General features: G+C 68.4%; 21 protein-coding genes, 1 tRNA gene and 1 other RNA gene. 12 read left to right on the top strand and 11 right to left on the bottom strand.

What is annotated here, in order from left to right:
- Positions 1–135 precede the first annotated feature (135 nt).
- Positions 136–639: a DUF3145 domain-containing protein gene (locus AAY78_RS15060; protein WP_046749126.1), complete on the top strand. Its 504-nt coding sequence runs from the start codon at positions 136–138 to the stop codon at positions 637–639.
- Positions 640–777: 138 nt separating this feature from the next.
- Here AAY78_RS15060 and yczR read toward each other — a convergent pair whose 3' ends face one another.
- Positions 778–2,181, bottom strand: coding sequence for a MocR-like transcription factor YczR (gene yczR, locus AAY78_RS15055; RefSeq protein WP_046749125.1), 1,404 nt, complete (start codon positions 2,179–2,181; stop codon positions 778–780).
- Positions 2,182–2,276: 95 nt separating this feature from the next.
- Between yczR and yczE the strand changes: the two genes are divergently transcribed.
- Positions 2,277–2,942, top strand: a complete 666-nt coding sequence (yczE, locus tag AAY78_RS15050; RefSeq protein ID WP_046749124.1) for a membrane protein YczE — start codon at positions 2,277–2,279, stop codon at positions 2,940–2,942.
- Positions 2,943–3,083: 141 nt separating this feature from the next.
- On the opposite strand, the gene AAY78_RS15045 is transcribed toward yczE, so the two are convergent.
- The 6 genes from AAY78_RS15045 to aceE all read right to left on the bottom strand — a co-directional run bounded on the left by AAY78_RS15045 (position 3,084) and on the right by aceE (position 10,701).
- The gene (locus tag AAY78_RS15045) at positions 3,084–4,322 is read right to left on the bottom strand and encodes a beta-ketoacyl-[acyl-carrier-protein] synthase family protein (RefSeq protein ID WP_046749123.1); all 1,239 of its coding nucleotides are present in this window, start codon (positions 4,320–4,322) and stop codon (positions 3,084–3,086) included.
- A 97-nt stretch (positions 4,323–4,419) separates the two neighbouring features.
- Positions 4,420–4,668, bottom strand: coding sequence for an acyl carrier protein (locus AAY78_RS15040; protein WP_017202249.1), 249 nt, complete (start codon positions 4,666–4,668; stop codon positions 4,420–4,422).
- Positions 4,669–4,736: 68 nt separating this feature from the next.
- Complete coding sequence (locus tag AAY78_RS15035) at positions 4,737–5,738, bottom strand: beta-ketoacyl-ACP synthase III (protein ID WP_046749122.1); 1,002 nt, start codon at positions 5,736–5,738, stop codon at positions 4,737–4,739.
- Positions 5,735–6,655: an ACP S-malonyltransferase gene (locus tag AAY78_RS15030; protein WP_046749397.1), complete on the bottom strand. Its 921-nt coding sequence runs from the start codon at positions 6,653–6,655 to the stop codon at positions 5,735–5,737. The genes AAY78_RS15035 and AAY78_RS15030 overlap by 4 nt, the downstream gene beginning before the upstream one ends.
- Before the next feature lie 91 nt (positions 6,656–6,746).
- Positions 6,747–7,943 (bottom strand): PucR family transcriptional regulator, encoded by a 1,197-nt coding sequence (locus AAY78_RS15025; RefSeq protein WP_045264837.1) that lies wholly within the window; start codon positions 7,941–7,943, stop codon positions 6,747–6,749.
- 31 nt (positions 7,944–7,974) lie between these two features.
- A complete protein-coding gene (gene aceE / locus AAY78_RS15020) occupies positions 7,975–10,701 on the bottom strand; it encodes a pyruvate dehydrogenase (acetyl-transferring), homodimeric type (protein WP_046749121.1) in 2,727 nt (908 codons plus the stop codon).
- A gap of 153 nt (positions 10,702–10,854) precedes the next feature.
- On the opposite strand from aceE, the gene AAY78_RS15015 reads away from it, so the two are divergent.
- Positions 10,855–10,927 (top strand) — tRNA-Val (locus tag AAY78_RS15015).
- A gap of 33 nt (positions 10,928–10,960) precedes the next feature.
- On the opposite strand, the gene AAY78_RS15010 is transcribed toward AAY78_RS15015, so the two are convergent.
- Positions 10,961–11,404, bottom strand: a complete 444-nt coding sequence (locus AAY78_RS15010; protein ID WP_046749120.1) for a hypothetical protein — start codon at positions 11,402–11,404, stop codon at positions 10,961–10,963.
- A gap of 95 nt (positions 11,405–11,499) precedes the next feature.
- On the opposite strand from AAY78_RS15010, the gene AAY78_RS15005 reads away from it, so the two are divergent.
- The 3 genes from AAY78_RS15005 (at position 11,500) to AAY78_RS14995 (ending at position 14,087) form a co-directional block, all read left to right on the top strand.
- On the top strand, positions 11,500–12,057 hold the full coding sequence (locus tag AAY78_RS15005; RefSeq protein ID WP_046749119.1) for a dihydrofolate reductase family protein: 558 nt from the start codon (positions 11,500–11,502) through the stop codon (positions 12,055–12,057).
- A 121-nt stretch (positions 12,058–12,178) separates the two neighbouring features.
- Positions 12,179–13,066 carry a TIGR01777 family oxidoreductase gene (locus tag AAY78_RS15000; protein ID WP_046749118.1) on the top strand — a complete coding sequence of 296 codons (888 nt, stop codon included), beginning with the start codon at positions 12,179–12,181 and terminating at the stop codon, positions 13,064–13,066.
- A gap of 67 nt (positions 13,067–13,133) precedes the next feature.
- Complete coding sequence (locus AAY78_RS14995; protein ID WP_046749117.1) at positions 13,134–14,087, top strand: L-lactate dehydrogenase; 954 nt, start codon at positions 13,134–13,136, stop codon at positions 14,085–14,087.
- A gap of 37 nt (positions 14,088–14,124) precedes the next feature.
- Here AAY78_RS14995 and AAY78_RS14990 read toward each other — a convergent pair whose 3' ends face one another.
- Positions 14,125–14,889 (bottom strand): SDR family oxidoreductase, encoded by a 765-nt coding sequence (locus AAY78_RS14990; RefSeq protein ID WP_046749116.1) that lies wholly within the window; start codon positions 14,887–14,889, stop codon positions 14,125–14,127.
- Positions 14,890–14,989: 100 nt separating this feature from the next.
- On the opposite strand from AAY78_RS14990, the gene AAY78_RS14985 reads away from it, so the two are divergent.
- Entirely contained in the window at positions 14,990–15,826 is an 837-nt protein-coding gene (locus AAY78_RS14985; protein ID WP_046749115.1) for a helix-turn-helix transcriptional regulator, read from the top strand.
- A gap of 10 nt (positions 15,827–15,836) precedes the next feature.
- Here the strand turns inward: AAY78_RS14985 and AAY78_RS14980 are convergent, their stop codons facing one another.
- Positions 15,837–16,685 carry an aldo/keto reductase gene (locus AAY78_RS14980; protein ID WP_046749114.1) on the bottom strand — a complete coding sequence of 283 codons (849 nt, stop codon included), beginning with the start codon at positions 16,683–16,685 and terminating at the stop codon, positions 15,837–15,839.
- A gap of 41 nt (positions 16,686–16,726) precedes the next feature.
- Here AAY78_RS14980 and AAY78_RS14975 point away from each other — a divergent pair, with 41 nt between their 5' ends.
- From AAY78_RS14975 to rnpB, 4 genes are all read left to right on the top strand, one after another.
- A complete protein-coding gene (locus AAY78_RS14975) occupies positions 16,727–17,149 on the top strand; it encodes a YchJ family protein (protein ID WP_082108714.1) in 423 nt (140 codons plus the stop codon).
- A 36-nt stretch (positions 17,150–17,185) separates the two neighbouring features.
- Positions 17,186–17,920: a zinc ribbon domain-containing protein gene (locus AAY78_RS14970; protein WP_046749113.1), complete on the top strand. Its 735-nt coding sequence runs from the start codon at positions 17,186–17,188 to the stop codon at positions 17,918–17,920.
- Positions 17,921–17,942: 22 nt separating this feature from the next.
- A complete protein-coding gene (locus AAY78_RS14965) occupies positions 17,943–19,643 on the top strand; it encodes a bifunctional 3'-5' exonuclease/DNA polymerase (protein WP_046749112.1) in 1,701 nt (566 codons plus the stop codon).
- 43 nt (positions 19,644–19,686) lie between these two features.
- An RNA gene (gene rnpB, locus AAY78_RS19340) (RNase P RNA component class A) lies at positions 19,687–20,043 on the top strand.
- Between the two features lie 80 nt (positions 20,044–20,123).
- Here rnpB and ppgK read toward each other — a convergent pair.
- Positions 20,124–20,870, bottom strand: a complete 747-nt coding sequence (gene ppgK, locus AAY78_RS14960) for a polyphosphate--glucose phosphotransferase (RefSeq protein WP_046749111.1) — start codon at positions 20,868–20,870, stop codon at positions 20,124–20,126.
- 68 nt (positions 20,871–20,938) lie between these two features.
- Between ppgK and AAY78_RS14955 the strand changes: the two genes are divergently transcribed.
- Positions 20,939–21,178 carry a hypothetical protein gene (locus AAY78_RS14955; RefSeq protein WP_046749110.1) on the top strand — a complete coding sequence of 80 codons (240 nt, stop codon included), beginning with the start codon at positions 20,939–20,941 and terminating at the stop codon, positions 21,176–21,178.

Below are 21,178 nucleotides of genomic sequence, written 5' to 3'. Positions count from 1 at the left end.
ACCGGGGCCCTCGTCGTGGAACCACATGCTTGTGATTTGCGGGGATCTCGGCGAGAATGGGCGCACAACCGCATATTCTCGCCACTTCGTGGTTCAGGTCGTTGGGGAAGACGCACCTGATGAAACGGAGAGATCATGGCGACGGCTTACGCACGCGGAGTGGTGTTCATCCACTCTGCGCCTCGCGCGCTCTGCCCGCACCTCGAATGGGCGGTGGGTCGCGCTATCGGGCGTGCGGTGAACTTCGACTGGACCGAGCAGCCCGTGCTCGAGGGTGCCCGACGGGCGGAGTTCTACTGGGACGGCCCCGTCGGTACCGGCGCGGCTCTCGCGACCTCCATCCGTGGGTGGGAGCACCTTCGCTTCGAGGTGACCGAGGACCCCACGCCGCGCAGCGACGGCGGCCGGTGGCTGCATACGCCCGACCTCGGTATCCACTATGCCCAGACCGACGCAGCCGGCAACATCGTGGTCGGCGAGGACCGCATCCGCTACGCGATGGAGATCGCGGCAGGGAGTGCCGTCGAGTTGCAGCGCGAACTCGACATCGCCCTGGGGTCGGCGTGGGATGAGGAACTGGAGCCCTTCCGTCATGCCAGCGACGACGCCAGAGTCGTCTGGCTCCATAAGGTCGGCTAGCCCGGCGCCACAGACCGGAACGGGGGAGGCGTGAGTATCGGATGCCGGTGAGTGATCCCGGACGCTGAGAAGACGTATCCCCGCTCCGCACGACGAGGACCCCGCCCCGGAAACGAGGCGGGGTCCTCGTCGTCCGTGTCAGATGACGGCCGCGTGCTGCAACGCACCGGACGCGGACGGGCTCCCGCCGCGCACGTCGTCCCAGGCCAGGGACAACCGCCGCATCGCCTCCGACATGCGCTCGGGGGGCAGCGTGATGGGGATGCGCAGTCGGCGTTCGAGCACTCCGCCCGTCGTGAAGCGGGGGCCGGGAGGAAGGACGAGCTGCCTTTCGCGGGCGGCGAGAGAGAGCGCGGTCGACAGCGGTGCGCCGATGTCGACCCAGGCTGAGAGTCCGCCGGGCGTATGTGGCATCCGGAACCCGGGGATGGCGGCCACCCCTTCCTCGACGGCGCTGCGTCCGGCGTGCAGACGTCGACGGACATGCGCTGTGAGCGCCGACATGTCGGCGAGGAGTTCGACGGCGATGCACTGTTCGAGCAGGGCCGTGCCGAGTTCGAAGGAGGGGCGCACGGCGAGCAGCCGCGCGATGACGGAGCACTCCGCACGGATCCAGCCGATGCGCATCCCGCCCCAGGCGATCTTCGACATCGATCCGACGGTGATCACATTGGGCCCGCCCGCGGCCATCGGAGTCGGTGACCATCCCCGGTCGATGTCGAGTTCGGTGGTCGTCTCGTCGACGATGAGGTGGGTACCCACGTTGCGGGCTGTGGTCGTGATCCGCGACCGCTCGTCATCGGGAAGCGTCGCTCCGGTCGGGTTGTGGAAGTCGGGGATGAGGTATGCGACATGCGGCCGGGCGCTGAGCAGCGTCTCGTTCAGGTGCCTGGCATCCCACCCGTCGGCATCCACGGGCGTCGGAACAAGCCGGTACCCGTGGCGGTGCAGGGCCTCCAGTGCGTGAGGGAAAGTCGGCTGCTCCACCAGCGCCTTCTCTCCGCGACGCCCGATCGCCGCGAGGATCAGATTGATCGCATTGAGCGCTCCGGAGGTGATGATGATCTCGTCGGCCGACGTCGGCGCGCCCCGATCGCGGAAGCGCTGAGCGACCGCCTCGCGCAGCTCGGGGAGTCCGCGGAGCGAGTACCCGCTGGTGCCGCGCAGCGCCGCGAGACGCGGCAGCGACCGCACGGTCGCGTCGTACAACCCCGGCGTCGAGTCCATCGACGCGATGGAGAGGTCGATCGACTCGTCGTCGGCCTCGGCTCCAGGAGCAGTATGTCCATTCGGGAGGGTGACGCGCGTGCTTCCCCCGTGCAGGCGCGAGACGTAGCCGTCCGATTCCAAGATGCCGTACGCGCGAGTGATCGTGGAGCGAGAACGGCGCAGCTCGAGCGCAAGGGCGCGCTCACTCGGGAGACGCTCGCCGACGGTGAGGCGGCCGTCGAGGATCAGCGCCCTGATCTGGTCTGCGAGCGCCGATGCCGTGGCGCCGGCGACGTTGTGCACCCCGAGCTGTTCGACGAGACGTGATCCCATATGTCCAGCATGACGCAAAGTGGACTGATCTACGCAGGCCACTTTGCGGTGAGTGGTATCGCTTCGGATGGGGGGACAGGGGCCAGAGTGGAGGGATGATCCTCCGTTCCGTGCTCCTCCCCGTGACCGCCACCAGTCGGCGTGACCTCATCGAGCGGTTCGTGCAGCTGCTCGTCGGTCTGTTCCTCTACGGCGTCGCGCTCGGGTTCATGGTGCGCGGTGGCATCGGAGTGGCACCGTGGGACGTGCTGGCACTCGGTCTCGCGGAGCAGACCGGGCTCGGATACGGCGTCATGACCGTGCTGGTCTCGATCGTCGTCCTCCTGCTCTGGATCCCGTTGCGCCAACGCGTGGGGCTGGGCACCGTGTTGAATGCCCTGCTCGTCGGTCCGAGTGCGGACCTCGCGCTCGCCCTGATCCCGCAGCCGTCCTCGGTATGGATCGGCGCTCCGATGTTCGTCTTCGGGCTGCTGCTGCTGGCCTTCGCGACCGGCCTCTACATCGCTGCCGACTTCGGCCCGGGCCCTCGTGACGGCCTGATGACGGGACTCGTTCGGCGAACAGGCTGGGCGGTATGGCTGGTGCGCACGTTGATCGAGGGGAGCGTGCTGCTCGTCGGCTTCCTCCTCGGAGGCCCCGTCGGAGTAGGAACCGTCCTCTTCGCCTTCGGCGTCGGTCCGTTGATCGGTTGGTTCCTCCCGCGCATCACCCGGATGCGCGAGACCCGTTCGCGAAAGCTCGGGAGCCTCCGCTCCGCCTGACGGCTCCGTGCGCATCTGCATGACCTGTGCACACGGGCATGACCGAGTACGGGTGGATACTCATGCATCCGTGTGATCCTCATGCATACGCGAAGAGCGGCCCTCGGAATCCCGAGGGCCGCTCTTCGCGTGCGTGGCGTATCAGTCGGCGCTGGCGAGAACGAGGACCGCGTTGTGTCCGCCGAAGCCGAAGGAGTTGCTGATCGCGATCTGCGGGCCGTCGCCGAGAGGCGTGGCTTCGCCCGAGAGACGGAACGGGACCGCGGGGTCCGGCTCCGTCATGTTGATCGTCGGAGGTGCGACGCGGTCGCGCAGGGCGAGGAGCGAGAAGATCGCCTCGAGCGCGCCGGTGCCGCCCAGCAGATGTCCGGTCGAAGCCTTCGTCGCGGAGACCGGGATCTCGTCGATCCGCTCGCCGAAGACCTTCTTGAGCGCGACGTACTCGTTCGGGTCGCCCACCGGCGTCGACGTCGCGTGCGCGTTGATGTGCGTGACCTGGTCGGCGGTGACGCCGGCCTCGTCGAGGGCCTGGGTCACGGCTCGTGCCGCACCGTTCCCCTCGGGGTCGTTCCCGGTGATGTGGTAGGCGTCGGCTGTGACTCCGCCGCCGAGCACATACCCGTAGATCTTGGCCCCGCGTGCCTTCGCGTGTTCCTCGGTCTCGAGGATGAGTGCGGCGGCGCCCTCACCCATGACGAACCCGTCGCGGTCGATCGCGCCGGGGCGGGAGGCATGGGCCGGATCGTCGTTCCGGCGGGACAGCGCCTGCGCGGAGGCGAAGGAGGCCATCGTGATGGGGTGGATCGCCGACTCGGTGCCACCGGCGATCACGACGTCCGCGAGGCCATCCTGCAGGTGGTGGAGAGCGTGGATGATCGACTCGGTGCTGGAGGCGCAGGCGCTGACCACGGTCTGCGCGTAGGCACGTGCATGGAACTGCAGCGACAGGTTGCCCGCAGCGGCGTTCGGCATGAGCATCGGGACCGTGAGCGGCATCACCCGACGGGGACCCTTCTCGCGCAGGGTGTCCCATGCGTCGAGAAGCGTCCAGAGGCCGCCGATCCCGGTGGCGAAGTCGACGCCGAGCCGTTCGGGAGCCACCTCGGGGGAACCTGCGTCCTCCCAGGCTTCGCGCGCCGCGATCAACGCGAACTGCGACGAGGGGTCGAGGCGCTTGGCCTCATGCCGGGGGAGGACCTCTTCCGGGCGGACGATCGCCTCGGCGGCGAACGTGACGGGCAGCTCGTACTGCTGCACCCAGTCGTGTTCGAGCGTGCGGGTGCCGGACATGCCGGCAAGCAGGTTCGTCCAGTTCTCCGGGGCCGTGCCGCCGATGGCGGAGGTGGCGCCGATGCCGGTGACGACGATGCGCTTGGTCATGGGGTGTGGTTCCTTGTCGAAACGAAGTCGAACGGGTGAGAGGGCAGGTCGGAGGATGCCACTCCCCGCGAGGTGCGGGGGTGGCATCCTGCCGGGATTACTCCTGGCCCGCGACGATGAAGTTGACGGCGTCGCCGACGGTCTTGAGGTTCTTGACCTCGTCGTCGGGGATGGTGACGCCGAACTTCTCCTCGGCGTTGACGACGATCGTCATCATCGAGATGGAGTCGATGTCGAGGTCGTCCGTGAACGACTTCTCGAGGGCGACCTCGGAAGCGTTGATGCCGGTCTCGTCGGTGATGAGCTCTGCGAGGCCAGCGAGGACCTCGTCGTTGGTGAAAGCCATGTGGTCTTCCTCTTTCTTGCGGGTTGTTTTCGGAACCGTGGAACAGTCTAGGGAAAGTCAGCGCATTCTCAGGGAAGGACGACGACCTGTGCGGCGAACACGAGTCCCGCACCGAATCCGATCTGCAGCGCGAGTCCACCGGAAAGCTCGGGGTGCTCGGCCATCAGACGGTGGCTGGCCAGGGGGATGGACGCAGCCGAGGTGTTGCCCGTGGTCTCGATGTCGCGCGCGATGACCGTGGTCTCCGGCAGCTTCAGCTGCTTGGCGAACTCGTCGATGATCCGCATGTTGGCCTGGTGGGGGATGAAGGCGGCGATGTCGGCCGGCTCCACACCCGCCTTGTCCAGTGCCTCGCGCGCGACCTTCGCCATCTCCCAGACCGCCCAGCGGAAGACGGTGGGACCTTCCTGGCGCAGGGTCGGCCATGGAACCACGCCGTCGCGGAAGTCGGTGAGGGTGCCGTTCATTCCCACGGCGTCGGCCTTGGAACCGTCGGATCCCCAGACGGCGGGGGCGATGCCGGGCGTGTCGCTCGGACCGATCAGTGCGGCGCCCGCCCCGTCGCCGAGGAGGAACGAGATGCTGCGGTCGGTCGGGTCGACGACGTCGGAGAGCTTCTCTGTACCGATGACCAGCGCGTAGCGGGCGGCCCCGGCCTTGATCAGCGCATCGGCCTGGGCGATCGCGTAGGCGTATCCAGCGCAGGCGGCGTTGATGTCGTACGCGGCAGCGGGATTCGCTCCGACGCGGTCGGCGACGATCGCCGAGACCGAGGGGGTCTGCTTCGGGTTGCTGATCGTCGCCACGATCACCAGGTCGACCTGATCTGCCGGAACACCCGACCTCTCGATCGCCTCGGCAGCCGCGGCGGTGGCCAGGTCGATCGCGTCCGTGCCCTTGTCGGCGCGAGCGCGCGTCACGATGCCGGTGCGCTGACGGATCCACTCGTCGCTGGAGTCGATCGGGCCGATCAGGTCCTCGTTGGGCACGGCGTTCTCACCGCGGGCGGCGCCGTACGAGTAGATGCGCGTGTACGCGGGACCCGTGAGCTGGGCGAGGGTGACGCTCATGCGGCTTCTCCGTTCAGCAGCGCGACTGCTGCATCGAGGTCTTCAGGGGTCTTCACGGCGACGGTGGGGACACCACGGAGGCCGCGCTTGGCGAGACCCACCAGAGCGCCGGCCGGTGCCAGTTCGATCACACCGGTGACGCCGGCTTCGGCGAACGACTGCATGCAGAGGTCCCATCGCACCGGCGACGACACCTGGTCGACGAGGAAGCTCAGCGCCTGCGGGCCGTCCGTGACGGCAGAGCCGTCGCGGTTGGTCCACAGGGTGATGTCGGGATCTGCCGGCGTGACGTCGGCGACGGCGTCACGGAGGGCTGTGACGGCGGAAGCCATGTACCGCGTGTGGAATGCTCCGGCGACCTGCAGCGGGACCACGCGGGTGCCCTTGAGCGGCTCCTCCGCGAGTGCGGCGAGTGCGGGAAGGGCGCCGGCGACGACGATCTGGCCGCCGCCGTTGTAGTTGGCGGGCGAGAGGTCGAGTTCGGTGAGGCGCGCGAGGAGAGCGTCTTCGTCGCCTCCGAGCACGGCGCTCATACCCGTCTGCTCCTGCGCCGCGGCATCAGCCATCGCCCGCCCGCGGATGCCCACGAGGCGCATACCGGTGTCGGCATCGATCACGTTGCTGCCGACGAGCGCGGCGATCTCACCGACCGAGTGACCGGCGATCCCGTCGGCGCGGCGTCCGGCTCGCTGCGTCAGTGCGTCACCGGCGATCAGCGACGCGGCGACGATCAGGGGCTGCGCGACGCGCGTGTCCCGGATCGTGTCGGCGTCCGACACCGTCCCGTGCTCGATCAGGTCGACCCCCGCGGCGTCCGAGTACACGGCGAGGCGGTCTGCCACTCCGTCGAGCTCGAGCCAGGGGGCGAGGAAACCGGGGGTCTGCGAGCCCTGTCCAGGGCATACGACGACAATCACCCACCCAGTCTGCCAACGATCGGGGCGAAGCGGTGGATGATCCATCACAAGATTCCGAAAAACCCTTGTGTGTGGCGTACAGAAAGCCGACTCAGCGCGGAGGGCGGCGAAGCGGTGCGCGTCGACGGACCTGGTCTGCGGCGCCGATCGAGCCGAGGATCAGCGCGGTCTGCAGGATGAGGGCCTCGCGGGGACCGGTGGCATCCCAGCCGATCACCTCGCTGACGCGCTTGAGGCGGTATCGCACGGTGTTGGGATGCACGAAGAGCTCGCGTGCCGTGGCCTCGAGGGAGCGCCCGTTGTCGAGGTAGCTCCACAGCGTGGTGACCAGGTCGGTCGAGTGGGCCTGCAACGGGCGGAAGATGCGTTCGATGAGGGTCTGCTTGGCGAGCGGGTCGCCGGCGAGGGCGCGCTCGGGCAGCAGGTCGTCGGCTTCGACCGGGCGGGGAGCACCGCGCCATGCACGGGCGACCGCGAAACCGGCGAGAGCGGCACGGGCGCTCTGGCTCGCATCGACGAGTGCGGCGACCTCCGGTCCGAGCACGACATAGCCAGGACCGAACGAGGGCTCGAGGCGGGAGGCGATCTCCCGGAACCCGAGCTCTTCCTCTTCGCCGTCCTGCCCCTCGACGCGGGCGCGCCCCAGGACCAGCACGAGCCGGGAACCCTGCACACCGATGAGCACGTCGACCGCGAGCTTGCGTGCGGTGCGACGAACCAGGTCGACGTCGAACTGCGCGGGCGTGGTGCCCACGAGCACGGCCACCTCGCCATGACCATGCCATCCGAGTGCGGCGATCCGGCTCGGCAGCTCTTCGTCGGCTTCGCCGGTGAGGATCGAATCGACGACGAGGGCCTCCAGCCGGGCATCCCAGAGTCCGCGGGCCTCGGCGGCTCTGGCATACACATCAGCGGCGGCGAAGGCCACATCGCGGGAGTAGAGGAGGATCGCCTCCCGCAGATCGTCGCCTCGTCCGGCGACGCGTTCCTCCGTGACCTCGACCGTCACGCGGATGAGCTGCAGAGTCTGCTGGAGGCTCACGCTGCGCAACAGCTCGCGCGGGGCTGCCGCGAAGATGTCGGCGGCGATCCACGGCGTGGAGGTGGGGTCTTCATACCACTGGATGAACGAGGTGATGCCCGCCTGGGCCACCAGCCCGACCGCGGAGCGGCGGGCTGGTGGCATGTCGGCGTACCACGGGAGGGTGTCCTCCAGGCGTTTGATCGTCACCGAAGCGATGTCACCGGAGATCCGGCGCAGCCAGGTGAGTGTCGCGGCCTTGTCCATGCCGGAGGGAGAAGAACCTGTCACCGAGGGCTCAGCTTTCGCCGCCCGCGTTGCCGCTGGTCCCGGCGTTCACATCGTGCAGGCGGTACTTCTCGATCGCCTGGGCCGCGAGCGAACGGTCGACCTTGCCGTCCTCGGCGAGCGACTGCAGCGTGCGGACCACGATGGACGGGCCGTCGATCTTGAAGAAGCGCCGTGCGGCGGCACGGGTGTCGGAGAAGCCGAAGCCGTCGGCACCGAGAGTGGCGAAGCGGTTCGGGACCCACGGACGGATCTGGTCCTGCACGGCGTGCATGAAGTCGCTGACCGCGACGACCGGTCCCTCGGCACCCTGGAGCTTCTGAGTGAGGTACGCGGTGCGCGGCTCGGCCTCGGGGTGCAGGAAGTTGTGCTCGTCGGCGGCGAGGCCGTCGCGGCGCAGCTCGGTCCACGAGGTGACCGACCAGACATCGGCGATCACGCCCCAATCCTTCTTCAGCAGCTCCTGCGCTTCGAGGGCCCAGGGGAGTCCGACGCCGGATGCGAACAGCTGTGCGCGGTGTCCCTCGCCCTCGCCGACGGAGACGCGGTGGATACCGCGGACGATGCCGTCGACGTCGACATCCTCCGGCTCGGCCGGCATCACGAGAGGCTCGTTGTAGAGCGTGATGTAGTACATCACGTTCGGGTCCTCGTGCTGGCCGCCGTACATCCGCTCGAGACCGGAGCGCACGATGTGCGCGATCTCGTAGCCGTAGGCCGGGTCGTACGAGATCGTCGCCGGGTTGGTGGCGGCGAGCAGGTGCGAGTGGCCGTCGGCGTGCTGGAGTCCCTCACCCGTGAGGGTGGTGCGACCGGCCGTGGCGCCCATGATGAACCCGCGGGCCATCTGGTCGCCGGCTGCCCACTGGGCGTCGCCCGTGCGCTGGAATCCGAACATCGAGTAGAAGATGTAGACCGGGATCAGCGGCTCGCCGTGCGTGGCATAGGACGTGCCCGCCGCGGTGAAGGCGGCGAGGGCGCCGGCCTCGTTGATGCCGACGTGCACGATCTGGCCCTGCGGGCTCTCCTTGTAGGCGAGGAGGAGCTCACGGTCGACCGAGGTGTAGTGCTGGCCGTTCGGGTTGTAGATCTTCGCCGACGGGAAGTAGGCGTCCATGCCGAACGTGCGCGCTTCGTCGGGGATGATCGGCACGATGCGGTGACCGAACTCCTTGGAGCGCAGCAGGTCCTTCAGCAGGCGGACGAACGCCATGGTCGTGGCGATCTCCTGCGTGCCGGAGCCCTTCTTGGGCAAGGCATATGCCGAGTCGTCCGGGAGGGAGAGCCCGACGTGGGTCGAGCGGCGCTCCGGGAGGAACCCGCCGAGCGCGTTGCGGCGCTCGAGCATGTACTGGATCGTCTCGTCCTGAGGCCCCGGGTTGTAGTACGGGGGCAGGTACGGGTTCTCTTCCAGCTGCGCATCCGTGATCGGGATGTGCATGGCGTCGCGGAACGTCTTGAGGTTGTCCAGCGTCATCTTCTTCATCTGGTGGGTCGCGTTGCGGCCCTCGAAGTGCGGTCCGAGGCCGTAGCCCTTGACGGTCTTCGCGAGGATGACGGTGGGCTTGCCCTTGTGCTCGGTCGCGGCCTTGAACGCGGCGTAGACCTTGCGGTAGTCGTGGCCACCGCGCTTGAGGTTCCAGATGTCGTCGTCGGAGTAGTCCTTGACGAGGGCCGCGGCCCGCTCGTCGCGGCCGAAGAAGTGCTCACGGATGTATGCGCCGGACTCGGCCTTGTACGTCTGGTAGTCGCCGTCGGGGGTGACGTTCATGAGGTTGAGCAGCGCACCCTCGGTGTCGCGGGCGAGCAGGTCGTCCCACTCGCGGCCCCAGACCACCTTGATGACGTTCCAGCCCGCGCCGCGGAAGAACGACTCGAGCTCCTGCACGATCTTGCCGTTGCCGCGCACGGGGCCGTCGAGGCGCTGCAGGTTGCAGTTGACGATGAAGGTGAGGTTGTCCAGTCCCTCGTTGGCTGCGACCTGCAGCTGTCCGCGGCTCTCGACCTCGTCCATCTCGCCGTCGCCCAGGAACGCCCAGACGTGCGACTGGGACGTGTCCTTGATGCCGCGGTTCTCGAGGTACTTGTTCGACATCGCCTGGTAGATGGCGTTGATCGGACCGAGGCCCATCGACACCGTCGGGAACTGCCAGTACTCCGGCATCAGGCGCGGGTGCGGGTAGGACGGGATGCCGTTCGGCGCGTGCGACTTCTCCTGGCGGAAGCCGTCGAGCTGGTCCTCGGTGAGGCGCCCCTCGAGGAAGGATCGGGCGTAGGTGCCGGGTGAGGCGTGGCCCTGGATGAAGATCTGGTCGGCGCCACCGGGGTGGTCGGCGCCCTTGAAGAAGTGGTTGAAGCCCACTTCATACAGCGCCGCGGAGGACGCGTACGTCGAGATGTGACCACCGACCCCGATGCCGGGGCGCTGGGCGCGGTGCACCGTGATGGCCGCGTTCCAGCGGATCCAGGCGCGGTACCGGCGCTCGACCTCCTCGTCGCCAGGGAACTCGGGCTCGTTCTCCGGCGCGATGGTGTTGATGTAGTCGGTGGTCGGGACCATCGGCACGCCCAGGTGCAGCTCCTTGGAGCGCTTGAGGAGGCTGAGCATGATCTCGCGGCCACGTCCGTGGCCCTTGGCGTCAACCAGCTCATCGAGCGACTGCTGCCATTCGCCCGTCTCTTCCGGGTCGCTGTCCTGGGGACCCTGGGAGTACGGATCCTGGTCGTGCACGGTCACGGGGGAACCTTTCGTCAAGCTGGCAGGTCATGCCAAGGAAACGGGAAGCGACACGGGCAGCCTTGTCAGCTGTGCACAACGCGCGCCGGGTTCAGCCTATCCCTCTTCCACGACACGGGTGCGCATCGTCCGCCCGATAGACTGGGCACACCAGGGCCTTTAGCTCAGCTGGTAGAGCGCCACGTTTACACCGTGGATGTCGTCGGTTCGATCCCGGCAGGGCCCACCTCCACCGAGACGGCTCACCCCGCCGCGAGCACTAACGAGGCTTCGCAGCGATCACCGATTTCGGGATGTGCCCGGCGGCGAGCACCGCCGCCGCAATCGCGATCCAAGGGTTCTGGAGCCACGCGGCACCGGCGAGGAACACGCCGACCGGTAGCAGCGCCATCGGAACGGGAACTCCGACGACCGGGGCGAACAGCGACGACAGCCGTCTGCCCGACACGAGGTAACGCACCCAGAGGGCCCAGTACGCCACGACGAGGATCGCCGCGGGGATCGCCCACCACCAGAGCGGGCGATGGCCCACCGTGATCACCGGCACCGTCACGCAGAGTGCCTGCCCTGAACGTTCGAGGACCTCGGCGACCTTCGGCACGGCGACGCGCTCCATCGCCGGTCGAGGAGGGAACCACACCAGCAGCAGGTTGGGGGCGAACACGGCGAGACTCAACGCGAGCCCGAGCACCGAGAAACCCATGATCGCGACCTTATCGGGCGGATGCGGGGTCCGTTGCCCTTCGGCTTCCCGCCGACTCCCTGGCGGTCGCCTCGCTGCGGATCTAGGCTCCCGACATGGGACTTCTGACCTTCAGCCTCAACATCACCCTGGACGGCTGCGTCGACCATGAGGAGGGGATCGCCGATGACGAGACCCACGCCTACTTCACGCGATTACTGGAGGATTCCGGCGCCGTGCTCTGGGGTCGCACGACCTACGAGATGATGGAGGACGCCTGGCCCGCGGTCGCTCGCGGCGAGGTGGAGGCCCCGCCGGCGCTGCGCGAGTGGGCGCTCGCTCTCGAGGTCAAACCCAAGTACGTGGTGTCCTCCACGCGGGATGAGTTCCCCTGGACGAACACCCATCGGATAGCCGGGGACCTGCGAGAGGGCGTGCAGCGTCTCAAAGACGACACGCCGGAGGGTGTTCTCCTCGGAAGCGGCGCCCTCGCCGCCGAACTCGACAGGCTCGATCTGATCGACGAGTACCGGTTCCTCATCCACCCCCGGATCGCGGGGCACGGTCCGACCCTGTTCCGGGATCGATCGTCCGACACGCGGAAGCTCGAACTGGTCTCGGCGGAGCCGCTGCGCAACGGAGCGATCGTGACGCACTACAGGCGCGCCGAGTGATCCGGCCCGGTGCATACCGCGTCGCGGTCGCCGAGGCAAGGCCCGAGGGGCGGGCGCAGCGCGGCGCGTACGCTGTACCGCACGGCAGGACTCCAGAATCGACAGCGGGGAGCTTTCACACATGGCGGGACGCATCGTCATCAGCGGGGCCTCTGGCCTGATCGGTTCCGCGTTGGCCGCTTCGCTGCGCACCGACGGTATCGAGGTCACCACCCTGGTGCGTCGTGCGCCGCGATCCGAGGATGAGGCGCAGTGGGCGCCGGGCGAGAGCGCGCTCGACCCTGATGTCGTGGCAGGCGCCGACGCCGTGGTCGCGCTCGGGGGTGCCAGCGTCGGACGACTTCCGTGGACGCGCGGCTATCGTCGTCAGCTGGTCGACTCGCGTCTGCAGGCCACGCGCACCCTGACGACCGCCCTCCGTGCGCTGCGGTCCGATGCTCCGGTTCTCGTCTCGGCGTCCGCGGTCGGCTACTACGGTTCCGCCCCCGGCGAGATCCTCACGGAGGACTCCGCTGCAGGGCAGACGTTCCTGGCGGATCTGACGGTGCGGTGGGAGGCCGAAGCCCGACGCGCGGAGGACCACACCAGGGTCGCGCTACTGCGTACCGCTCCCGTCATCCATCGGCGAGGAGTGCTCAAACCGCTCATCCAGCTGACCCGGTTCGGTGTCTCGGGCCCGCTCGGTCAGGGCACGCAGATCTGGCCCTGGATCTCACTCGACGACGAGGTGCGTGCGATCCGTCACATCCTCGACGCGAAGATCTCGGGGCCGGTCAACCTCACGGGGCCCACTCCCGCGTCTGCGAACGACATCGGGCGCGCTCTCGCCGAGCGGATGCACCGGCCGTTCTGGCTCCCCGCCCCCGCCTGGGCGCTCCGGATCGCACTCGGCGATGCCGCCGACTCTCTCCTGCTTCCGGATGCGGATGTGCGTCCGCAGGTGCTGGAGCTGTCCGGCTTCCGATTCACACATCCGACCGCCGCCGACGCTGTGGCCGCCGCGCTCTGACCGTTCTGGGGCATTCTTCCGGCGACAGCCCTCCCGCATCGACACGTTCCACTGCGAGACTGAGCGCATGGAGATCATCGAGAACTCGAAGCTCACGGTCGTCGGCGCGGGAAGTGTGGGGTCTAGTGTCGCCTATGCGGCACTGATCAGGGGTTCCGCGCGGCATGTCGCGCTCTACGACATCGCGACCGAGAAGGTCGAGGCCGAGGTGCTCGACCTCGCTCACGGCACGCAGTTCACCGGCTCGAGCGACATCATCGGCGGCAGCGACATCTCCGTCGCCGCAGGTTCGCACGTCGTCGTGATCACGGCCGGCGCGAAGCAGAAGCCAGGCCAGACCCGCATCGAGCTCGCCGAGGTCAACGCAGGCATCATCCGCGGCATGATGCCGGATCTGCTGGAGGTCGCCCCGAACGCGATCTACGTGATCGTCACGAATCCCTGCGACGTGCTGACGGTCATCGCGCAGGAGGAGACCGGGCTTCCGCCCGAGCGCATCTTCGCCTCGGGAACCGTGCTCGACACCTCGAGGCTGCGCTGGAAGCTCGGACAGCGCGCCGGTGTCTCGACGGCGAGCGTCCATGCGCACATCATCGGCGAGCACGGCGACACCGAGTTCCCGCTCTGGTCCCGTGCGACGATCGGCACGGTGCCGATCCTGGAGTGGGAGACTCCGGGGCACCCGCGATTCACCCTCGATGAGCTGCAGGAGATCGCCGTGGACGTGCGTGACGCCGCGTACAAGGTGATCCTGGGCAAGGGCGCGACCAACTACGCGATCGGCCTGTCGAGTGCGCGCATCGTCGAGGCGATCCTGAGTGACGAGCACGCCGTGATGCCGGTGAGTACCGTGCTGCGTGATTTCCACGGTATCGACGGTGTCGCACTCTCGGTGCCGTCGATCGTGAGCGCGACGGGGGCGGTGCCGATCCGGAACACATCGTTCTCCGACGGGGAGCTGGCCCTGTTGCGCCAGTCCGCCGACGCCCTCACGGCTGCGGCGGCATCCCTGCGTCCGTGAACGGGGGGTCGGTGCGAAGCCGACACCCCGCTGCGCATCACCGGCCGTGCGGGTCCGTGCGGTTCAGCGTGGCGACGACCTGATCGTAATCACCTCGGGCCTCGCCGTAGCGGAGGAACTTCACCCGCTCGACCTGGATCTCGGCGGCGTCGGGCTGGGCCTCGATCAAGGCCATGACCTCGTCGATGAACTCGTCGAGCGGCATCGCCGACGCGTTGTCCTCGTGGCCCGGCATGAGCGCCGTGCGCACAGCGGGAGGCTCGAGCTCGAGCACCGACACGCTGCTCCCCTCGAACTGCAGGCGCAGGGACTCGCTGAGCATATGGATCGCGGCCTTGCTGGCGTTGTAGGTGGGTGTCACCCGGAGCGGGGCGAACGCGAGTCCGGACGAGACGGTCATGATCGTCGCGTCGGCCTGGGCGCGGAGGTGCTCGACGAAAGCGGCGATGAGTCGGATGGGGCCGAGGATGTTGGTGACGACCGTCTCCTCCGCGGCGGAGAGGAATCCCGAGGGCGTGCTCCAGTCCTCGGCCCGCATGACGCCCGCCATCGTGATGAGCACATTGAGACCGGGGTGCGCGGCGAGCACCTCGGCCGCCGCTGCTTCGATGCTGCTCGCATCCGTCGTGTCGACCCGCACGGTGTGGATGTCGGGGTGCTCGCCGGCGATCGTCGCGAGACGGTCCTCGCGGCGCCCTCCGACGATCACTGTGTTTCCCCGTTCCCGCAGCCGCAACGCGAGAGCGAGACCGATGCCGCTCGTGGCGCCGGGGATGAAGATGGTGTTTCCGCTGATGTTCATATCCCCACCGTCGTCCTCCTATGGCAGCCGCTCCAGAGAGCGGTCATCCAGGGACGGGCGATCCCTGGAACGCGAGCCGGCAGCGGGGGATACTTCTGGGGTGGACCGCGATGCACTGGCCGAATTCCTCCTCCGTCGACGCGGGGCGCTGAGCCCGGCCGACGTCGGACTCGCGGCAGGACCGCGGCGTCGCACCGCGGGTCTGCGCCGAGAAGAGGTCGCGCAGCTGGCGACGATGTCGACGGACTACTACACGCGACTGGAACAACGACGAGGGCCTCAGCCGAGTGTCCAGATCCTCACCGCCCTGGCCCGGGCCCTGCGGCTGACCGAAGACGAGCGGGATTATCTCTTCCGGCTCTGCGGACACAGCGCCCCCGATCGTGCCCGGCTCGCGGAGTACGTGCGCCCGGGCATCCTCCGCGTGCTCGACCGGCTGCACGACACCCCCGCGTTCGTCGTCTCGGTGCTCGACGAAGTGCTCGTGCAGAACGACGCATCCCGTCCGCTGATCGGCGACGCGACCACTCTCACCGGACTCGACCGGAGCGGCATCTACCGCTGGTTCGCCTACCCCGATACCGAACGGCTGCGCTACCGGGAAACCGACCATCCGCGACAGGCCCGTGCGCTCGTGGGCTCGCTGCGTGCCGCATACGGGGTGATGGGTGCTCGATCGAGGGCGGGTGACATCGTCGCGGAGCTGACGGTGCGCAGCTCGGAGTTCGTGGAGTTGTGGGACGCGCACGAGGTGAGTCGACGATTCGAGCAGCACAAGGTGATGGTGCATCCCGAGCTGGGTGAGATCGAGGTCGACTGTCAGGCGCTGTTCACCGAGGACGAGTCGCAGGCGCTCATCGTGCTCACGGCAGCGCCGGGGAGCGAATCCGCGAGCAAGCTCGAGTTCCTGCGAGTCCTCGGCACGCAGAACGTCTGACCAGCGGTCGTCAGGACTCCTCGTGGGTCCGGGGATCGGCGTCGAACAGGCGCCCGTCCGGGCGACCGAGCGCGGTGATCGCGGCCACCTCCGCGTCGTCCAACACGATCTCCGCGGCGGCGAGGTTCGTCACCTGGTGCTCGAGTGACGAGGCCTTCGGGATGGAGACCGTGCCACGGGCCACGTGCCATGCGAGCACCGTCTGCGCGGTGGTGATACCCCGGGACGATGCGATCTCGTTGACCACGGGTTCGTCGAAGAGCTCCTTCGCACGCCCCAACGGGCTCCACGCTTCGGTGAGGATGCCGCGTTCGCGGTGGTAGGCCAGCTGCTCGTCCTGCGGGAAGTACGGATGCACTTCGATCTGGTTGACCACGGGCCTGACCCCGGTCTCCCGCTCGATGCGCTCCAGGTGCTCCGGGAGGAAGTTGGAGACGCCGATCTGGCGGACGACGCCTCTGGCCTGCGCGTCGACGAGCGCGGCCCACGCCTGGACGTACTCGTCCTGGTCGGGGTTGGGCCAGTGGATGAGGTGCAGGTCGGTCACGTCGAGTCCGAGGCGGGAGCGGCTCTCCTCGATGCTGGTGCGCGCCTTCGCCGAGGGGTGGTGCCGTCCGGGGAGCTTCGTGGTGACGATCACGTCCGAACGTGCCACCCCGGAAGCTGCGACCCCACGGCCCACCGAGCCCTCGTTCTCGTAGTTGAACGCGGTGTCGACGAGCCGGTAGCCGGCACCGATGCCGGCGCTGACCGATTCGGCCCCGGCATCGCCGTTCAGGGCATACGTGCCCAAGCCGATCGCGGGGAGGGCGAACCCGTTGTGAGCGGTGAACGAGGGGACGACGGGCTGAGTGGTCACGGTGCTCCTTCTGGCCTTTCCCCCGAGCGTACGCTGAGGGGATGACATCGGAGGCGGAGATGGCGTCGGATGACGTCATGATCGACGAGCTCGAGCGGTGCCCCTGCTCATCCGGCGACGTGTACGGCCGTTGCTGCCGTCCGCTCCTCGACGGAGCCACGGCGCCGACGGCCGAACGCCTGATGCGTTCGCGCTACACCGCGTTCTCTCTGCGAGACGAGGCGCATCTCCTGCGCACGTGGCATCCGACGACGAGACCGGGGACGATCGAGTTCGAACCGGATCTGCGGTGGCGGCGGCTGCTCGTGATCGATCGCGAGGCCGGGGGCCCGTTCGACCGCGAGGGCATCGTGGAGTTCGAGGCGTTCTGGCAGCAGCGCGCCACGAGAGGCTCGCTCCATGAGCGCAGCCGCTTCGTGCGCGAGGACCGGCACTGGTACTACGTCGACGGCGACGTGCACTGATGGGCGGATGTCGCGACAGCGGCTAGATTTGAGAGCGTGAACGCCAGCCCCGAGAACCAGCGCACCCTGCTCGACATCGCCGACCTCGACCGGCGCATCGCGCAGGCCGAGCGTGCCAAGACCAAGCCGAGCCAGGCGGAGCGGATCACCGAGCTCGTGGCGATCCGTCAGGACCAGCTCCGCGAGCTGACAGCACTCGCGGGTACCAGAGACGACGTGCGCACCGAGCTGAAGCGGCTGGAGTCGGATGTCGCCGTCGTCGAGGCACGCCGGAACCGCGACGCCGAACGCCTGGCCGCATCGACGAATCCGAAGGACGCGCAGGCACTCGAGCACGAGCTCGGCAGCCTCGCCCGCCGACAGAGTGACCTCGAAGATGCCGAGCTCGACGTGATGGGCCGTCTCGAAGAGGCAGAGGCCGCCGTCGCCGCGCAGCAGGCGCTCCTCGACACGACGACCGCCGAGGGGTCGGCGCTCACCGCGCAGGCGAAGGCGGACGTCGCAGCAGCCACCGACCTCGGCGCACAGCTCGCCCGCGATCGTGCGGCCGTCGCGGAGACCGTGTCGCCTGCCTTGCTGGCGGAGTACGACCGCCGCGCGAAGAACAGCGCAGGTGCCGCCCTGTTGACCCGCGGTACCTGCGAGGGGTGCCGCATCCTGCTCCCCAGCACGGATCTGAACGACATCAGGCGAGCGGCGGATGACCTCGTGGTGTCCTGCCCCGAATGTGGGTGCATCCTGGTGCGCACCGAGGAGTCCGGGCTCGCATGAGTCGCGCCTGCGCGCGTCGGCGATGACGGCGCCGGCGGCGGGGGTCGAACGCCGCATCGCACTCGTCTCCGTCGGAGCGCAGGAGTACGTCGCGATCGAGCTCGATCGGAACGACGAGGAGCTGGATCGCACGTCCTTGCGTGTTGCTGAGCTCCCGGAATGGGTGCGCTCCGTCGAGGACTCCGATGCCCCGCGGTGGGTCATGCGCAGCGCCGCCGAGACCTACGCGTTCCTGCTCGAGCACGGCGTTCGGATCACCCGCAGTCACGATCTGGTGCTGTGCCACGCCATCCTGCGCGACACGTCGTCGGTGCGGAGCCCGCTCCCGGCCTCGCCGGAGTGGGAGCGGCGAGAGCCGACGGCAGCGGTGCCCTCGCTGTTCGACGTGTTCGACGACGTGAGCGGTGACGATGCGATCACGACCGCACTCGATCAGTACCGCGCACAGCGGAGGGTGATGGCCGCTGCACAGGACGGACGCCTCACCCTCCTGTGCGCTGCGGAGTCGGCAGGCGGACTCATCGCAGAGGAGATGCGGGTCGCGGGGTTGCCCTGGGATGAAGGCGTGCACGATGCCATCCTGACCGACACCCTCGGCACCCGTCCTGCCGCCGGGGGAGCACCGAGTCGCATGGTCGAGCTGGGCGATCGGGTGCGCGCGCTCCTCGGCGATCCCTCGCTCCACCTCGACAGCCAGCAGAAGCTGCTCAGGGCGCTGCATCGCGTCGGGGTCCAGGTGGAGTCGACGAGTCGATGGGAGCTCGCCCAGCACGAGCATCCGGTCGTGGAGCCCCTCCTCGCCTACAAGAAGCTCTCCCGCTTGCTCAGCGCCAACGGATGGGCATGGTTGGCGGAGTGGGTGCATGAGGGTCGGTTCCGTCCGGTCTACATCCCGGGCGGTGTCGTAACCGGTCGCTGGGCGTCGGCCGGTGGAGGGGCTCTTCAGCTTCCGCGGAGCCTGCGCCCCGCTGTCCGCGCCGACCCGGGGTGGACCCTGGTCGTGGCAGACGTCGCGCAGCTCGAGCCGCGGATGCTCGCCGCGATGGCCTCCGACGAAGCGATGGCCCGCGCGGCGCGGGGGAGCGACCTCTATGCAGGCGTCGTGGCGTCCGGAGCCGTCTCCACCCGCGAGGAGGCGAAGTACGCGGTTCTCGGAGCGATGTACGGCGCCACGACCGGAGACAGCGGCCGGCTGGTCCCGCGGCTGCGCAAGGTGTACCCGAAGGCGATGGCGCTCGTGGATGCCGCGGCGCGCACGGGGGAGGACGGGGGAATCGTCTCGACCTGGCTCGGGCGGTCATCGCCTCGTCCGTCGACGGAGTGGATGCGGCTGCAGGCGGACGCGACCGGTGCGGATGCCGACCCCGCGGTCGTCGCGCTCGCACGGCGGCGTGGACGCGATTGGGGCCGGTTCACCAGGAACTTCGTGGTGCAGGGCACTGCTGCCGAGTGGTCGTTGATCTGGCTCGCGGAGATCCGGCATCGCCTGCAGCAGATCCCTGAGGTGTTCGCCGAGGCGGCGGCGTCCGGTCCGTTCGCGCGCTCTGCGCACCTGGCGTTCTTCCTGCACGACGAGGTGATCCTCCACGTTCCCCTGGAACACGCGGAGGAGGCTGCCGAGGCGGTGCGCGAGGCCGCGGCCACGGCCACGACGAGGCTCTTCGGCTCGTTTCCCATCGACGTGCCCCTCGACCTGCGCATCGCGGAGTCCGCGGAGAAGTAGCCGCCGGTCGTGTGCCCAGGAGAACGTAGACTGGAAAGGCGAATGGGTCGACTGGACGGCCGCGTTACGGGCAACCGTACCGAGGAACGTCCGGGCTCCTCAGGGCAGGACGGTGGGTAACGCCCACCCGGAGCAATCCGCGAGAAAGTGCCACAGAGAGCAGACCGCCCCGCAAGGGGTAAGGGTGAAAGGGTGGTGTAAGAGACCACCGGGGGTCATGGTGACATGGCCCGCCAGGTAAACCTCGTCCGGAGCAAGGTCAGACAGAGGATGTTGACGCGGCTCGCCGAGTCCTCGGGTAGACCGCTAGAGTGCCACGGCAACGTGTCGCCGAGAGAGATGGCCGTCGAAGGGGCGAAGAACCCCGGAACAGAACCCGGCGTACAGGTCGGCCCATTCGCCTCACACGCACGAAGGCCCCGATGACTGGAGAGTCGTCGGGGCCTTCGTGCGGATCCGGGTGGCTGAGCCTGTCGAAGGTCAGTCCCCGGCGAGCGACGCCGCGCCGATGATGCCGGAGTTGTTGCGGTGGATCGCCGGGACGATCGGGGTCTTCAGGTCGAGCAGCGGGAGGAAGTCTCCGGCGTTCTTCGACACGCCGCCGCCGACGACGAACAGGTCGGGGCTGAACAGGAACTCGATGTGCGAGTAGAACGCCTGCAGACGCTCGGCCCACTCGGCCCACGAGAGGTTCTCGCGCTCCCGTGCCGACGTCGCAGCGTAGGTCTCGACCGACTCGTATTCGCCGAAGTTGAGGTGACCGAGCTCGGTGTTCGGAAGGAGCACGCCGTCGTAGAGGAAGGCCGATCCGATGCCGGTGCCGAGCGTCGTGAGGAGCGTGAAGCCGCGCACGTCCCTGGCCGCTCCGTGGCGGGCTTCGGCGACACCGGCGGCGTCGGCGTCGTTCACGAACACGATGTTGCGACCGAGACCGTCCCGGAAGAACCGCTCGGCGTCGAAGTCGATCCACTCCTTGGAGACATTGGCGGCGGAGAGGGTCTTGCCGCGCTTGACGATCGCCGGGAATGCGACGCCGAGCGGCAGGGTCGAGTCGTGCACGTCGAGGGTCTTCAGCACTGTCTGCACGGCATTGAGCACGTCCTGGGGCGATGCGCCCTCGGGGGTCGGTACCCGTACCCGGTCGGACGCCATGATTCCGTGCTCGAGGTCGACGATTCCTGCTTTGATACCCGTGCCGCCGATGTCGACGCCGATCGCTTTTGCCATGGGCGATAGCTTAGCGACCGCGGTGCACGCCAGTAGGATCGATGACATCACGTGAAGAAGGGGCAGACATGTCTGACGGCGACCACAAGTACTGGTACAACTCCACGACCGGCGAGATCGAGTTCGGGATGATCTCGCCCTCCATCGACCGCATCGGTCCGTTCGACACCGAGGCCGAGGCCCGTCGTGCTCCCGAGGTCGTCAAGGAGCGTTCGCGCGCCTGGGCCGAGGAAGAGGCCGTCGAGCAGGGCTGGGACGTCAAGGGCTCCCAGAACACGGGCGACGCAAAGGGCCAGGGCGCAGAGTAG

Origin of the sequence: Microbacterium sp. Ag1 (assembly GCF_001005635.1) — a bacterium.
Taxonomy (GTDB): Bacteria; Actinomycetota; Actinomycetes; order Actinomycetales; family Microbacteriaceae; genus Microbacterium; species Microbacterium oxydans.
The sequence above is the reverse complement of the archived record's forward strand: the minus strand, read 5'-3'. Positions and strand labels throughout refer to the sequence as shown.

Excerpts from the sequence above, each read along its gene's own strand:
- yczE (WP_046749124.1), top strand. The coding sequence starts at position 2,277 with ATGATCCTCCGTTCCGTGCTCCTCCCCGTGACCGCCACCAGTCGGCGT.
- AAY78_RS14955 (WP_046749110.1), top strand. The coding sequence starts at position 20,939 with ATGTCTGACGGCGACCACAAGTACTGGTACAACTCCACGACCGGCGAG.
- AAY78_RS14975 (WP_082108714.1), top strand. The coding sequence starts at position 16,727 with ATGACATCGGAGGCGGAGATGGCGTCGGATGACGTCATGATCGACGAG.
- AAY78_RS15025 (WP_045264837.1), bottom strand. The coding sequence starts at position 7,943 with ATGGACAAGGCCGCGACACTCACCTGGCTGCGCCGGATCTCCGGTGAC.
- AAY78_RS15005 (WP_046749119.1), top strand. The coding sequence starts at position 11,500 with ATGGGACTTCTGACCTTCAGCCTCAACATCACCCTGGACGGCTGCGTC.
- AAY78_RS14990 (WP_046749116.1), bottom strand. The coding sequence starts at position 14,889 with ATGAACATCAGCGGAAACACCATCTTCATCCCCGGCGCCACGAGCGGC.
- AAY78_RS15045 (WP_046749123.1), bottom strand. The coding sequence starts at position 4,322 with ATGACCAAGCGCATCGTCGTCACCGGCATCGGCGCCACCTCCGCCATC.
- ppgK (WP_046749111.1), bottom strand. The coding sequence starts at position 20,870 with ATGGCAAAAGCGATCGGCGTCGACATCGGCGGCACGGGTATCAAAGCA.
- AAY78_RS15040 (WP_017202249.1), bottom strand. The coding sequence starts at position 4,668 with ATGGCTTTCACCAACGACGAGGTCCTCGCTGGCCTCGCAGAGCTCATC.
- AAY78_RS14995 (WP_046749117.1), top strand. The coding sequence starts at position 13,134 with ATGGAGATCATCGAGAACTCGAAGCTCACGGTCGTCGGCGCGGGAAGT.
- yczR (WP_046749125.1), bottom strand. The coding sequence starts at position 2,181 with ATGGGATCACGTCTCGTCGAACAGCTCGGGGTGCACAACGTCGCCGGC.
- AAY78_RS14965 (WP_046749112.1), top strand. The coding sequence starts at position 17,943 with ATGACGGCGCCGGCGGCGGGGGTCGAACGCCGCATCGCACTCGTCTCC.
- AAY78_RS15010 (WP_046749120.1), bottom strand. The coding sequence starts at position 11,404 with ATGGGTTTCTCGGTGCTCGGGCTCGCGTTGAGTCTCGCCGTGTTCGCC.
- AAY78_RS15060 (WP_046749126.1), top strand. The coding sequence starts at position 136 with ATGGCGACGGCTTACGCACGCGGAGTGGTGTTCATCCACTCTGCGCCT.
- AAY78_RS15035 (WP_046749122.1), bottom strand. The coding sequence starts at position 5,738 with ATGAGCGTCACCCTCGCCCAGCTCACGGGTCCCGCGTACACGCGCATC.
- AAY78_RS15000 (WP_046749118.1), top strand. The coding sequence starts at position 12,179 with ATGGCGGGACGCATCGTCATCAGCGGGGCCTCTGGCCTGATCGGTTCC.